This is a genomic window from Ktedonobacter robiniae (genome assembly GCF_016587375.1).
GTDB lineage: Bacteria > Chloroflexota > Ktedonobacteria > Ktedonobacterales > Ktedonobacteraceae > Ktedonobacter > Ktedonobacter robiniae.
Genome location: NZ_BNJG01000001.1, coordinates 1,071,769 through 1,085,926, shown reverse-complemented (window position 1 = coordinate 1,085,926; position 14,158 = coordinate 1,071,769). Strand labels below are relative to the sequence as shown.

Below are 14,158 nucleotides of genomic sequence, written 5' to 3'. Positions count from 1 at the left end.
TGTATGCAAAGTGGGCGCGGGATTCCGGTCGGAATCCCGCGCCCACTTTGCATACACACTATTGTATTACAGGGGAAGCGCTAGCAGCGGAATCTCCATCTCGTCGGGGGTCAGGCCGCCATGATGGCCCTGGAAATGCATATCGAAGGTGCCCTGCTCATACCACCAGACGGTCTCATGTTTGTAAGGAAGGATCACTACGTTGCCCAGGCGCGACAGGAGCGTCTGCGATGGGGCGCGCAGACCAAAGAACTGCTGCGCGATCAGGCTGGCGACGGGATAGACCTCGGCCTTGTCCGCGAGATGCTGGCGTAGCATAGTAACGACCTCGTCGACATAGGGTTCTTTCACATGCAAGAACATATCTCGTGGCGAGCCAGCAGGAATGAGCAGGCGTCCCTGGTGATTTGTCTTTAAGTAGCGTATGAGCTGAGGGAGCCGCTCATTAAGGTAATAGGTTGTACGTGGATTGACCGGCGCCTGTCCATGGTCGGCGCTCAGAAGGAGCAGCGTGCGAGGTGAACGCGAGGCCACGCGCTGGTAGAATTGCTCCATCTGCTGCATAAAAACGTCAATTTCCCGCTCGACCTGAGGTGAGAAGGGTCCATAGTTGTGACTGGCTGTATCGATGCGATCAAAGTAGAGAAAATAGTAAGTCGGCGCGGTAGGTGGCTGAACGAGCAAGTCTGCCAGTCCCCCTAAGGCTTCCTGGATGGTTGTATAGGGATGAACTTGTGCGCCACGAAAGACGATATCGGAGTAGGTTGAAGGCGTATATGCCCGATATTGAAAGATATGTGAATTGACGCCCTCGTCCTGTAACGACTGGTAGAATGTCTGGCGCGGGAAGAAGGCCGTTGCCGGTACCGAGGCGCGTTTGAGCGTATCGCGCACAACCTTGTCATCGGCATAGGAGAAGAGCAGGGGCGAGATGATATTATCGACCAGCGGCTCATAGTAGTGCCACTCATAGACGCCGCTCTGTCCGACTTCCAGGCCGGTGTGAATACAGGTCACATGCGCGGCGGTCGTCGAGGGGAACTGTGAGGTAAGCTTGGAGACGACGCCAGAGGCCTGAGCCGTTTTGAGGAAGGCATAGCGCTCCGCGTGGCGTTTAAAGAGATGCCAGCCAAAGCCATCGACAAAGAGGAATACGACCTGCTCATAGCGTGTAGGCAGGTTATGGAGGATATCCGCTGGCAGGGCCATGGGCGTTGTCCCGGTTAGCAGCGAGCGAATGGTCGCGGGCAGATAAGCGAAGCAATAGGAGCCATAGCACGGTTTGACGAAGCGCTGAGAGAACTTCGACTGATTGACCGCTTTAATTGAGGCTGTGTTGAGCATGGCTGAACCTGTACTTCCTCTACTAGCTCTAGGCTCTTATTCCGAAACCCAACATCACTCTCGTGACTAGCGCTTCCCCCATTCGAGGACAAGCGCACTCAGGATTTCGGATAAGCAGTAGACAGAGATTCCTGCAAACTTGATGCAGGTTTGGCAAATGTGGTCTGCTGTCTGCTTAACAGTATATCATGAAAAACTCTTCTATCAACTCCACAATTGGAAAGAGATGTGCTCTAGATATCATATTATTTAATAGGGAGTTAAATAATTATTGATGCAATAGAAGATATTATGCCAGGTTTAAGGATGTGCTGACGTGAGGCCAAATCCTCACGTCAGCACATCCTTAAACCTGCGAGCACCGCATACGCGAGAAATAGACGCCAGATGATGGAGCAAGAGGTATATGTGTATTTTGCACATATGTCTTTCTGCTTTCTGCACTGAAGTGGAGGTTTAGGCAGACGCTTCCGAGAAAGGATGTGCGAGACGTTGTTGGTGCGCTTGCTTGTTCGTCGGGAGAAGTGTCCAGCCTATTGGACGCTCTATCTAGCTTATACTATCTGTCTCATGCGCGGGAAAAATAGAAAATAAAAAATGTCGGAGTCTCGCGTCGTCTCAAAGAAAGTCTTATTGCGGTGAAACTACAACGTGCTGATCTCGCTATTCTTCTGGCCAGTGTGCTCTGGGGACTAAATTTCTGTACTGTAAAAATTCTTGTGATGTATTTACCTCCTCTTCTAGTGGGTTTTCTGCGCTTTTTTCTCTCTACGCTTGTCATGATGGCGATGTTGAAGTGGATGGAAGGGAATGTCAAGGTTGCCTGGAGAGATTTTGGCGCGCTGGTAGTCGCGGGTGTTCTTGGCTTTGGGGCGCAGCAAATTTGTTTTCTTTATGGATCGTACTTCGCTGAGGCCTCGATGGGCGCGTTGCTGAGCGCCTTTACCAGCGCGATTATGACACTTGTGGCCTCGCTGGTTGCGCGTGAGCGTATGACAGGCCTGATGATTGGGGGCCTGCTCGCGGCCTGCGGCGGGATGGTGCTGGTTGTATTAGGGAAGGGAAGCCTGGGCGCGATTACTCCTGCGAGCTGGATTGGCCTGGGCCTGTACTTTGTGGCGGGTCTCTTGAGTGGGTTGATGCCCCTGCTGACGCGGCGCTCGCTGACGCGTTATTCATCCTTGCGGGTCACGACCTGGACGCTCTTCGTGGGTGGTGTGTTCTTCATTATTCCAGGAGGGGCGAACGTACAAAATGCACATATAAGCGTGTTGCCCCCAGTGGTTATTCCCGCGCTGCTCTTCACAGCGATTGGGGCGACGGCGGTGACCAATATGTGCTGGAACTATGGTCTTGCGCGCGTGGGCGTGGTACGCCTCTCTATCTATGGCTATCTCCCTTCAATTCTGGGTGTGCTTATGGCGGCTGCACTCCTCGGCGAGATGCTTACACCTGTCCAGTGGTTGGGCACAGCCTTAACAATGGGTGGCGTCCTGGTTTCACAGATCAAGGGCCTGGATATACGCAAGTTTGGCAAGTCTCTCTTTTCCAGGAAGGAAGAACTTGCTCTCCTGGTGGATGAGTGTGCAGGGGGCGATTAAGCTGCTTAAAGCAGTAACGAGAAGGAGGGGTGCAGACTGCATCCCTCCTTCTCGTTACTGCCCCTTCTTGTGATGCGACTCCTTGTGGTGTTTCATCACGGTACGAGCGGCTACCTCTTCGGCGCGGTCGCCGTAGCGGCCACTCTTCTCGGCAGATTCTTTAATGTGTTCATACTGGCGCTGTTCTTTTGCGCCAACACCCTTCAAAGGTCTCTTCTGAGGCATAGAACTACCTCCTCGTAGCGTAAGGCCCTTGTGTGGGCCAGGCTATTAGACGAGGGCGCTTACCGTTTGCTACACCTCGGCGCGGCGATAGCGACGCCGGCGGGTCAGACCATAGGTCAGGAGGTGCCAGAGGGCGACCAGAATGATGGCGCCCAGTAGCGCCCGGAAAAGGGGTACACCAAACAACACGAAATCGCCGATGCCAGAGATGACAATTACTTGTGTCATCAGCCAGATGCCAACAAGAGCGGCGATAATAGCGCCCACAATCCCTAAAGGAAGGCGCCAGCCAACAATATATTCAGCAACGAGACCAACAATGGCGGCGATAACCAGGTAGAGAATGATATTCCAGCCAAAGCTCCAGACGTTATCCCCAAGGCGAATCGTAATGCCATCCGCCAGCACAAACAGGGATGCTAACATAAGTGACCTCCTTGTATACATAACGACGTGATGTAAATCATTGAAAATGCCTCAATATCAATCCTTAGCTATATTACGGAGCAATGTGCGTTCTCGGTTTCAATTGGCTGAGATAGCCCTTCGTACCAGCGGCGCTCAGAGGAAAAGGGGCCCATACTGGCAAGAATAGGGGACGTGTTGGCGCGATGAGTGTGATTAATGGTATGCTGAAAACAAGATTTCACTCATCGTCCTCATCATCAGGAAACGAAAGGTATTTATTGCGCATGGCAGACGGTAAACAGGGGTTGTTGCGGAAGCAGGGATTAGGAACAGAGGAGTTACAGGAGATCGAGCAGCTCGCGGCACAGTGTGAGCAGTATGAGCAACTGGAGATGAAGCTAAACTGGAATGTGCTACGCGAGCGTCCCGCAGGTGAGATAAACGACTTTCTCTATTATGAACAGGGCCGGCTCGTGGGCTACCTGGCGCTCTTCTGCTTTAATTCGCAAGAGGCCGAAATAAGTGGGATGGTGCATCCTGAATACCGCCAGAGAGGTATTTTTCGCACATTATTCCAGGCGGCAACCCAGGAGGTGCGTCGTCGCGGTGTTCCACAGATCCTCTGCATTGTTGAGCACAAATCGCAAGCAGGCCAGGCTTATATTCAGACGCTTGACACACGCTTCCATCATGCCGAATACAAAATGGTGTTACAAGAGCCACGCCTGCCGGGCAAGAGTATTGAGGGGCTGACCTTTAGACAGGCTCAGCCGGAGGATGGCATGCTCCTGGCGCATATTACGGCGGTGGCCTTTGATATGCCGCGTAGCGAGGTAACCTGGTATAGCCAGGGGAATGGGAATGTAAATTTAAGGCGCCCATCCTATCTAGCGCAACTACGCGATGTCTATATTGGGAAACTGGATGTCTCGCTGGGTGAGCAGGAAGCCTATATTATTGGCTTTGGAGTGTTGCCAGAATTCCAGCACCGGGGCTATGGGCGCCAGTTGCTAGCCTATGCCATCCAGGAGACCCTAAAGCGTAATCCTGGGCGTATTGTGCTGGAAGTCATGACGGAGAACCAGGGGGCGCTCTCGCTCTACCAGTCCTGCGGCTTCCAGGTCGTCACCAGTTATGATTACTATAGCTATCCAGTCAGCCGCTAAATTATAAGGTCCAGGCTAGCTTGGACTCCGAGCGAAGCGACAATGTGATGAACACGATGCCAGTTGCTAAAGAAGTGAGATAAACATGGGGCAGCCAATTTGTAAGGCCTGTGGGCAGCCAATTGCAGGTCGCTTTCTGACCGCCCTGGATGCGACCTGGCATCCTGAACACTTCCTTTGTGCCGCTTGTAAGCGCCCGATTACGGATGCTCGCTTTACGCCGCACCAGGGGCGGCCATATCATCAGGATTGCTATGCACGCGAGATCGCGCAGCATTGCGTCTATTGCGGAAAGCCGCTCCTGGGCATATACCGGATGGATTACTGGGGCAATGCGTTTTGCCAGGAGCATGAGAACGCATACCCCGCGTGCGACTTTTGTGGCCGCCTTATCCCTCCCCAGGACCAGGAGCGCGGTGCCGAGGTAGTACGCTGTCGCGTCTGCCGGACCAGCGCGATCGAAACGGTCGAAGAGGCCCGCCCGCTCTTTAAACAACTCATTCAATGGGTGGGCGCACAGGGGTTGCGCTATCATCAGCTCCCGCTCAGTCTGGAACTCTGTACGAAAGCGAAGCTGCGCCACTATTTGCACGAGAATGGGCCGACGCACTCGCTGGGCGCGACCATGAGTGTCTCCTACGCCCAGGAGGGGCAGGCCCTGCGCTCTGAGGTGAGCGGGGTCGCGGTCTTGCAGGGCCTGCCCGCGCTTGTCTTTGAGAGTGTGGTCGTGCATGAACTGGGTCATGTCTGGCTAGTGGTCCAGGGCGCCCCTCGGGCAGAAGCGTGGCGCGAAGAGGGCTTGTGCGAAGTACTCTCCTACCGCTATTTACGCTCCAGGGATACGGCGGAGAGCCGTTTCCGCGCCGAGAATATGGAGCGCAACCCCGATCCTATCTACGGCGAGGGCTTTCGCCGCATGCAGTCCCTGATTGAGCGCAAAGGCTTTGCGCGCTTCATTGAAGAACTGGAGCACAGCAAACGCTGGCAATAAAATATATTGTATACAGAAGGCGCCTTGCGTGTATCATGATACACGCAAGGCGCCTTCTGTATACAATATATTAACTTACATGTTTTCGATCCATTCGACCTGCTGGGCTTCGGTCAGGTCGGGGACCTCTAGCTTGTTTAGCAGGCGCTGCAAGACGGCCTCTGGCACATAGGTGTGGCGAGCGCGATTGCGTTCCAGGAGTTGTGGGAGGGATACATCAAGGTAGACCAGCCGCACGCGCGCGCCATAGGAGACGAAGAGATCAATAAGTTGCTGCCGCAACTGGCGTGTGATATTGGTCGCATTCCAGGCGAAGGCCATTTTTTGACGAAGCATGATCCGGGCCCGCTCACGCGCAGCCTGGATAACGCGACCCTGATCATCGGTTGGGGCGATATGTAGTTCCCTGCGTAGCCCATCAAGCGAGACAACTGGCAGCTTCGGCACATTGGTTTTGAGCCAGGTATCCTTCCCGCTGCCAGGCAGGCCCGACATCAGCACCACCTCAAATTGTGTCTCGTCATAGGCGATATAGGATGGATCACTCTGCTCCTTTTGAAAGTAGGTGAAGCGGCTATGTGAGGTCGCGAACTGGCGCGGCGCATCATAGCACTCCTGCTCCTGGCAGAAGGCATTGAAGAGCTCAATGCGCGTGAGTAGCTCGCCTTGATCGGCACAGATGCGACCACGCACATCCGCCTCAGCCAGCAGGGTGAGATGAGAGAGTCGCACGCTCTGGCTGGCCTCAATCACGCTCCGCTGCGGGTTAGGGCTATCCAGAAAGCGCAAGGGAAGTCCATGGAAGCGCACGAGGCGTGCGATGTACTCCCGTGCCTGGAGCGCGACGGGCGGGAGTTCCTGCCCATCGCAGAGTATCCGACGCGTAAGCAACTCGCCCTTCCGGGCATGTCCACGCGATGAGATGCGCCCATCGGCTGCCAGATGTGTCATCGCGGGCTTTCCCACATCGTGGAGTAGAGCCGAGGCAAAGAGTAGCGAGCGCTCAGAGGCGGGGAGGCTGCGCCAGGATGGGAGCGCGATCATAGCCTCCGCGACCATGCGTGTATGGATAAAGACATCGCCTTCGCCGTGATATTCAGGTTCCTGGGGCGTACCCGCAAGGTCGCGAAGCCAGGAGAAGCTCTCTGCCAGGCTGTTCCAGTCTAGCTTCCAGTCTGGTGGCTGAGGCGTGAAAGGAAAGATCCAGGTATCTGCCGGTTGCGTGTTTGCTAACATGCTATGATCCTCGTGTTGACTCTTGCTGACGGTTCATAGATCTTATTCCGAAACCCAACGTCACTTGTGTGACTAGCGCTTCCCCATTCGGGGACCACCTAATCCCCATTCGGGGGCAAGCGGTGGCACCCCCATTCGGGGGCACAGCGGCCGCGCGCTCAGGGGTTTCGGATCAGAAGATACTAGAAAAGCTCGATGTCCAGGCGGAGGCGATTGGGAAGGATGGGGCGATCCAACCAGTGGCTCTCCGAGTCAAAGATGGTCTGGAGAAAGCTAGAGCGCACATATTTGTAGCGCTCTTTGACCTCGCCTTGCTCCTCTACTTTGATATATAGCCCCTCCATCAGGGGCGAGGTGTCCGTCTCCTTCAGGACGCGCTGAACGTCCAGCCCCCGACTACGACAGTTTGCCTGCAAGATATCCAGGTGCTCCTTGTTGATAAAGTGAGAGTGCCCAATCAGGGCCGTTAATTCCTGGAGCGTCTGAATGGCTCCAGTGTAGAGCACCTTCACCGAGACGACGAACGGGAGCGGGCGTAGCAGTTCCTGTCTGCGTTGTGTGCTCAGAAACCGTCCGGTACGCTTGTCGAGGATATCGAACTCCATAAAGTAGTGAGGCAAATCGGTATAAAAGACAGTGTGCTTGGCATAGAGCCATTCGCCATAGAGCACATAGCGCTCGCCCAGGACATCCCATAGTTCAAAGGTATAGCGACTGGCCCAGGTCTTGAAGAGATGGAACTGCTTCTCGCGCGGACCCCCGTTCAGGAAGTGTCCCCGACTCTGGAGGAGAAGCTGTCCCTGGCTATCAAAGCTAATTGCGGTATTGGCCCCATCCATCTTTTCTTCAACGACGAGATCGCGACCGGCGAACTCCTGGAGGGGGATAAGCGCGAGATCTTCGTCTCCGCGTTGTATACCTGAACCCTCGATATGCTGTGTGCGTGGATATTTGTAGATATTAATATTGGTACTCATGACGGCATAGCATCCTTGTCTGAAAACCCTGGAAGGAATAGCATAGAGAACCGGCAGAGACACGCCGGGTGCTCTGCTGCTAGCACTGCCTGCTTAATTGCACAGGCAGAAGGGTTGAGGGTGGTCAGGACAAAGGGATTATGGAGCCGGAGCTGTCTGCTGCCGAGCGAGAACCAGGTTGGTGCATATGAGGGCGCGCTGAGGCAGATCTTCCCTGGCTGTTTGATGTATCTGATGCATATGTCTCTCTTCCCGGCACTAAAAATATATCTCTGCTAAAAAGAATAGTACCATATACATGAGCCTTATGTACAGGGGAATTCCTGGTATGTTGAAGAAGAGATGGATGGTGAGTAATTGCCCATCAACCATCTCTTCTTCAGCACAATCTAATCCTCGCGGCGAGGGAAAAGGGCCTCGGGAGCCTGGGACATGGCCAGTTGGTCACTGCCCTGGGCCTCGGGCAGAGCCTGTTGGAGTGCGGGAATGGGATCTGCCTTACAGACTGAGGCGGGCTGGTTATTGGTGGCCTTGCAGATCGCTGCTGTAAAGGTATTAGCCACGCCCAAAATGCTCTTAGAGACATCAGAGCTTGAGTCTGAAAGCTTCTCCGCAATCTGCTTCTGTGAGAGGTTGGAGATGACCTCAACATTAAAGCTAGGGCCAATCGCGAGATACTGGTTAGCGATATCCACGAAAGGGAAGCCGCCAGCGTATTGCTTGTCAATGTAGGGCGGTCCGTTATAGGTGTTAATCAGCTGTTGTTGCTCGCTAGTGGGTGTCTGGAGCGGCTCATAAAAGTTGCCAGAGCGCTTGTTGGTAAACTGCTCAACTGTGTCCAGGTCGATATAGTTGCTTTGATATTTGCTGCTATAGAAGCTGACAGTTGAGAGACTGGGCGGGCTATCCTCAGCGGCCGAGGTGGTTTGTGGCAGAGCGCTAAAGGTTCCAAAGCGGCTCAGGGCTACGACCAGCGCCCAGCGCTCTCCTGCGCAGTAGGGGCAGAACTCGGCGCCAGAGTAGAAGATCTTGGGCTTGCCATTGGCGCCTGTCAGGATGGGTGGCTTATTCTGCGTGGCCTTGAGGAAGGGCTGCACTCCGCCATCGCCCACCGTGCTCAGCGTTGCGGGATCGATGCTGGTCACCGCTTTGAGAACCTCGGGATCGGTCGGGCCGGAAGCACCCGGGGCTTGATTTTGCTGGCCTACATAAATAAAGATGCCAATAACGGCGAGAAGGGCGAGGAGAATGCCACCAATCAGAAGCCAGAGCGATCTGCGCTGGCGGGTCGCGCGACGCCGAACATTTCGACCTGTATTTCTAATTGTGCCGCGATTGGAACCGGGCGAGGTGGGACGAGGGCGTGCCTGTGTCTCTCCTCGCACAGGACCAGAGGTGGGTGGCTGTGCATTTTTCTTCCGGGTTTTTGCCATAGTGCATGCCTTTCAATGAGTGTGAGTGTGTCAGGGTGATTATAGCATTATCTTTCTGCCTGGCCCATTCTGGTACCTGCTTCCTATGTGTGGGAGGCCTGATAGCTAACAATGAGAAGAAAGGATTGCATGATATGCCAAAGAAATTGTTGGATCAGCTTCTGGTAATTGATATTGAGGCGACCTGCTGGCAGGGAGTTCCACCAAATGGTCAGGAGAATGAAATTATCGAAATTGGGCTTGTGCCGCTAGACCTCGTGACGGGGCAGCGCCTGGAGAAGCGCAGTATCCTGGTGCGTCCTGAGCGCTCGCGTGTGAGCGAGTTTTGTACTGAATTGACGACCCTGACGCAAGAGCAGGTCAATGCAGGCATCACCTTTGCCGAGGCTTGTGCGCTTCTGCGTGAGGTGTATCGCTCCCGGGAGCGGATCTGGGCTAGCTATGGCGATTATGATCGGAGCATTTTTGAGCGCCAGTGCCGTGAGCGCAAGGTTGCCTACCCCTTTGGTACACGGCACCTCAATATTAAGACACTCTTCGCCCTCAGCTATACTCTGCCCAGCGAAATTGGTCTGGAGGCCGCCTTGCATACCATGCGCCTGCCACTGGAGGGGACGCACCACCGGGGCGATGATGATGCCTGGAATAGTGCCGCCATTCTGGCTGAGTTGCTTCGCCGCAGCCGAGAGGGACGGGTTGAACCCCTCGACTGAGGCGAAAAAAAAGGCGCCCCAAAGCGTGTTATGAAATGGTGAAATGATATGGAGTTCACTCGCCCTTGCTCTGGTTGTTGAGTGCAGGCCCCCAGGCTGAAATATGTGTGGGCGTCAGCATGATCACAGGTTGCTGTTCCAGGAGCATAGCACGGTACTGGACATAGCGTACCCGCAGGAGCTTGAGCGCGTGGGCGTGCGCCTCGTGTCCGGGATCAATCAATTCGGCGTGACAGTGAACCTGGACATAGCCCAGGTGGCTCCAATCATCTTCGTACTGGTCAATAAGCAGGGCTACCTCAGGGCGAGCTTGAATATTGCGCACGCGCTGGAGCCGTGTTGGCGAGACGCTCTTCGGCTTTTCGTCGAGCGGTGTGTAGAAGCGTTGTCCGTCAAAGGCATAGCAGACGGGTATAGCGTGTGGCGTTCCCTGGGCATCTGAGGTGGCCAGACGAGCGACACGCTGGTGACGGACAAACGTCATCTCTGTTTCAGTGAGTGGTGCTTGATGATGCATGTTTCTTATACTTTGTTTGTAAAGGAATTTTATTGCGTGTTCTAGACACTCTAGGCACTCTAGATATTATAGTTTCAGCACCTACCCATGTGGCAAGGGGAAAAGAAAATTTCTTGCTGGTTTGCAGAGGCGGAGACCAGCGAAGAATAGAAAAGCACTGGATGGGTAGGCGTTGAGGTTGTTTCTGGTAGAAAGGCTTTCGTAGATATGTCCTTAGAGCAGATAACAGAATCCCCACGGGTGCAGGCGAGTGAAGAGATCCGACGTTTCCGCTGGCGCTTGCCTTTATTGCTTGCATGTATGCTTGTAACCCTGACCTGGCAAGTGGTGATGCGTGTAAACGCGCCTGCGGCCGATACTCCGCTCAGTCTCTTTCTGGCCCTGTATGTGGGAAGCTTCCTGCCTTATGGCCTGGCCTGTGTGCTGATCTTCTGCACACCAGCACCGCGAGGTCGCCAGCGTTGGCTGGAGTTGGGTGCCATCCTGCTGAGTGGACTGCTGATGCGTGCGCTCTTTCTGCCGCTGGAACCCAACCTCTCGCGTGATTCCTGGCGCTACCTCTGGGATGCCAGGGTCACATTACTGGGCTATAGTCCCTACGTCTATGCCCCTATTGATCCCCACTTTGCGCACATACGCGACTTTATCTTTGCGAACAGCCGCTATCGTACGGCCCCCTCTATCTACCCTCCCATGGCGCAGGGTATCTACCTTCTCAGCTATCTCCTGGTGCCGAGTAATCTGTCTTTCCTCAAAGGCACCTTTGTGCTTATGGACCTGGTAAGCTGTGGTGGAATCGCCTACTTGCTTGCGCGACGCGGTGGCGATTGGAGTCGCTGCATCCTGTATGCCTGGTGTCCGTTGCCGATCATCGAGTTTGCGCTCCAGGGTCATGCCGATGCCAGCACCGTCATGTTTTGCGTCCTGGCGGTGGTCTGTGTCCAGGGAAACTGGCGTGGGAGTCGCGTGGCGACTGGCCTCTTTATCGCCATGGCCACACTCACCAAGATCTACCCCATCCTCCTGTTGCTGGTGTTAATGCGGCGCCGTGATTGGGCTATGCTCCTGACCTGCGTGTTAACGATCTTTCTGGCATATGTGCCATATCTTATCCTGGGGCATGGCCAGGTGCTGGGCTTCTTCTCCACCTATGTGAGCGAGCAGCAGCCAAACGCTGGCCCGGTCTACCTCATCCTGGCGAAGTTGCAGACCCTCATTCCCAATCTCCTCGCGGCTAAATTGCTTTTCTACGCCGGTGAACTTGTCGTCATGGGAGGAGTGGCGCTAGGTGTCCTATGGATGCGCTGGCGTAAACGTATCAGCGTTGAAGCAAGTGTGCTTGTACTCTATAGCGCGGTCTTCGCGGTCTCCTCACATATCTTTCCCTGGTATGTGCCGACGCTCCTGCCCTGGATCACCCTGCTCTTTCCTATAGCGCAGCGCCCTGAGCGGCGGACCCTTAGCATCGGACTGGCAGCGCTGGCCGCTTGCTACTTTACCTGTGCCACACTAGGCGGCTACTTCGCGCACACTACACCCGACTGGAATCTCTACTACCTCCTTGCCTATCTGCTACCCCTGCTCCTCCTGGCCTGTGCCGCAGTCCTGGCACGTTGGCGCCATAGACGCATCAGTGGGAAGGGGATACTAGCAGCAACCCCCTCCACAAGTAAACATACCAGTTAAACATAAGACATCCCCAACTTTTGTTATCCCAGACTTTTCACAGTATGTGGTGTAAAAAAGCCGCAGGCTTTTTTACACCACATACTTTAACGCTCTGCGAGCCACGTAGTGGCGAGAAGTCTTAAGCACACAAAACGAACTTTTTTTAGGTTGCAAAAGCAGGTCCCATTAAGCGTGTCAGCGAAGAGAGATGTGAGTCTTTTTCTTATGCTCAAGCAGAAGTCAGGGAACCTATATGCAAAACAAACAAACGCAAGAGCGTCCACGCTCCGCGCCTCCTAAATCTCTATCGAGGGCGGGAGCCATCCTCTTCTCTTCGCTATGGGGACTATGTGCAGGTCTGATAGCAAGCCTTCTGACTGTGGTTACCATGGGCGTGCTGTTCTTCGTTGTTGGCACGCCAACGTCCCCGGAGCTATTCGGGGATTATGTCCTCAAACATATTGATGTTGGCACCTTTATCCGGCTCTTAATCATGTTCTCTCCCAACTCGAAGACGACGCCGCTTGGACTGGCCCTACTGGCCATGATCGGCATTGGCACTGTGTTGGGCCTGGTATATGCCTTTCTGGTCCGGGTACGGCTCCCCGCGCAAGGTGCGCGACCAGGACATAGAGAGTGGGGTGTCGCGCTGCTGCTGACCCTGCTTATGACCCTCACCGGTGTATTGCTCTTCAACGACGAAGTGCGACAGAATCACTACGGTCTACCTGTCCTATGGGCAACCATCGCGACTGACCTGGCGTTCCTACTCGATTTCGCTGTGTACGGTGTCGCGCTCTGTCTGCTCTACCGCCTGCTCCTGCCAAAGCAAGCGACTGAGAACGAGGAAGAGGGTGTACGCAGGCGCAGGCAGGCACTTTCGCGTGTGGGCGTGGCCGCGCTGGGTCTGGTGAGCGCGGGCGGTGCGGCAGGCCTGCTACGAGGCTACCTCAACGAGTACGCGGCCTACGATGGCGTCAAGACGGTCTCCAATGGCGAGAAGACCGTTCCCATTACGCCTAATGACGGGCACTATGTCGTCACGCAGAACACTGTGGACCCAAATCCCAATATTAACCTGTGGCGCCTGGAGGTGAATGGGCTGGTCAAGCGTGGAGGCACCTATACCTATGACGAGGTGCAACGCCTGCCCTCGACCTCGCGCGCGATCACCCTCGAGTGTATTGCCAATGGTCCAGGTGGGCATTTGATGGGAACCGCCGTCTGGCAGGGTGTCACATTCAAAACCTTGCTTGAGCAGCATGGAGGCGCGCAGCCCGAGGCCACGCATGTCGCCTTCTATAGTGTTGATGGCTATACTGTCAGTCTGCCGCTCAAAGAGGTTTTGGAGGCGGATGCCCTGCTTGCCTGGCGTATGAATGGTGTGGAGGTTCCGCAGAAGCATGGCTACCCAATGCGTGTGTTGATTCCCGGTCGCTATGGTGAGGAGAATCCCAAGTGGCTCACGCGCGTTGAGCTGACCAATCATTTTGTCGGTGGTCTCTATTCAGACCAGGGTTGGTATAATGGCCCGCTGCATATGACCAGCCGCATCGACTATCCACGAGGAAGTGTGGCTGCAGGGGCAAGCGTCGAGGTTGGTGGCATTGCCTATGGGGGCGACAAGGATGTCCAGCGTGTCGAGGTTAGCGTCGACGATGGGCAGACATGGAATGATGCCACGCTCACCACGCGACTCTCCAAAGATGCCTGGGTCTTCTGGACCTGGCAGTGGAGGCCGCAGCGGGCGGGCCGCTACACGCTGGTGTGTAGGATGACCAACGGCGTAGGCGAGGTGCAAACAGGGAAGATTCAAGGCACGGTCCCCAAAGGCTCGACCGGCTACCACAAGGTCACTATTGAGGTGAAATAAAACAAA

General features: G+C 54.8%; 13 protein-coding genes. 6 read left to right on the top strand and 7 right to left on the bottom strand.

Annotation, left to right across the window (positions count from 1 at the left end; genetic code table 11):
• Positions 1-66: 66 nt before the first annotated feature.
• Positions 67-1,344 (bottom strand): alkaline phosphatase family protein, encoded by a 1,278-nt coding sequence (locus JMJ04_RS04480; RefSeq protein ID WP_201369351.1) that lies wholly within the window; start codon positions 1,342-1,344, stop codon positions 67-69.
• A 638-nt stretch (positions 1,345-1,982) separates the two neighbouring features.
• Here JMJ04_RS04480 and JMJ04_RS04475 point away from each other — a divergent pair.
• Positions 1,983-2,945, top strand: coding sequence for a DMT family transporter (locus JMJ04_RS04475; RefSeq protein ID WP_201369350.1), 963 nt, complete (start codon positions 1,983-1,985; stop codon positions 2,943-2,945).
• Between the two features lie 54 nt (positions 2,946-2,999).
• Here the strand turns inward: JMJ04_RS04475 and JMJ04_RS04470 are convergent, their stop codons facing one another.
• Both JMJ04_RS04470 and JMJ04_RS04465 read right to left on the bottom strand, forming a co-directional pair.
• Positions 3,000-3,170, bottom strand: coding sequence for a hypothetical protein (locus JMJ04_RS04470; RefSeq protein ID WP_007911291.1), 171 nt, complete (start codon positions 3,168-3,170; stop codon positions 3,000-3,002).
• A gap of 69 nt (positions 3,171-3,239) precedes the next feature.
• Positions 3,240-3,596: a hypothetical protein gene (locus tag JMJ04_RS04465; RefSeq protein WP_201369349.1), complete on the bottom strand. Its 357-nt coding sequence runs from the start codon at positions 3,594-3,596 to the stop codon at positions 3,240-3,242.
• 266 nt (positions 3,597-3,862) lie between these two features.
• On the opposite strand from JMJ04_RS04465, the gene JMJ04_RS04460 reads away from it, so the two are divergent.
• Both JMJ04_RS04460 and JMJ04_RS04455 read left to right on the top strand, forming a co-directional pair.
• Positions 3,863-4,744, top strand: coding sequence for a GNAT family N-acetyltransferase (locus JMJ04_RS04460; protein WP_201369348.1), 882 nt, complete (start codon positions 3,863-3,865; stop codon positions 4,742-4,744).
• Positions 4,745-4,829: 85 nt separating this feature from the next.
• Entirely contained in the window at positions 4,830-5,735 is a 906-nt protein-coding gene (locus tag JMJ04_RS04455; protein ID WP_201369347.1) for a protein DA1, read from the top strand.
• Between the two features lie 75 nt (positions 5,736-5,810).
• Here JMJ04_RS04455 and JMJ04_RS04450 read toward each other — a convergent pair whose 3' ends face one another.
• The 3 genes from JMJ04_RS04450 to JMJ04_RS04440 form a co-directional block, all read right to left on the bottom strand.
• On the bottom strand, positions 5,811-6,971 hold the full coding sequence (locus tag JMJ04_RS04450; protein ID WP_201369346.1) for an AAA family ATPase: 1,161 nt from the start codon (positions 6,969-6,971) through the stop codon (positions 5,811-5,813).
• Between the two features lie 182 nt (positions 6,972-7,153).
• Complete coding sequence (locus tag JMJ04_RS04445; RefSeq protein WP_201369345.1) at positions 7,154-7,948, bottom strand: RNA ligase family protein; 795 nt, start codon at positions 7,946-7,948, stop codon at positions 7,154-7,156.
• A 389-nt stretch (positions 7,949-8,337) separates the two neighbouring features.
• The gene (locus JMJ04_RS04440; RefSeq protein WP_201369344.1) at positions 8,338-9,381 is read right to left on the bottom strand and encodes a DUF929 family protein; all 1,044 of its coding nucleotides are present in this window, start codon (positions 9,379-9,381) and stop codon (positions 8,338-8,340) included.
• 134 nt (positions 9,382-9,515) lie between these two features.
• Between JMJ04_RS04440 and JMJ04_RS04435 the strand changes: the two genes are divergently transcribed.
• A complete protein-coding gene (locus tag JMJ04_RS04435; RefSeq protein ID WP_201369343.1) occupies positions 9,516-10,094 on the top strand; it encodes a 3'-5' exonuclease in 579 nt (192 codons plus the stop codon).
• 55 nt (positions 10,095-10,149) lie between these two features.
• On the opposite strand, the gene JMJ04_RS04430 is transcribed toward JMJ04_RS04435, so the two are convergent.
• Positions 10,150-10,611: a TIGR03668 family PPOX class F420-dependent oxidoreductase gene (locus JMJ04_RS04430; protein ID WP_201369342.1), complete on the bottom strand. Its 462-nt coding sequence runs from the start codon at positions 10,609-10,611 to the stop codon at positions 10,150-10,152.
• Positions 10,612-10,818: 207 nt separating this feature from the next.
• On the opposite strand from JMJ04_RS04430, the gene JMJ04_RS04425 reads away from it, so the two are divergent.
• Both JMJ04_RS04425 and JMJ04_RS04420 read left to right on the top strand, forming a co-directional pair.
• Positions 10,819-12,297 (top strand): glycosyltransferase 87 family protein, encoded by a 1,479-nt coding sequence (locus JMJ04_RS04425; RefSeq protein WP_201369341.1) that lies wholly within the window; start codon positions 10,819-10,821, stop codon positions 12,295-12,297.
• A gap of 235 nt (positions 12,298-12,532) precedes the next feature.
• Entirely contained in the window at positions 12,533-14,152 is a 1,620-nt protein-coding gene (locus tag JMJ04_RS04420) for a molybdopterin-dependent oxidoreductase (RefSeq protein WP_201369340.1), read from the top strand.
• Positions 14,153-14,158: the final 6 nt, after the last annotated feature.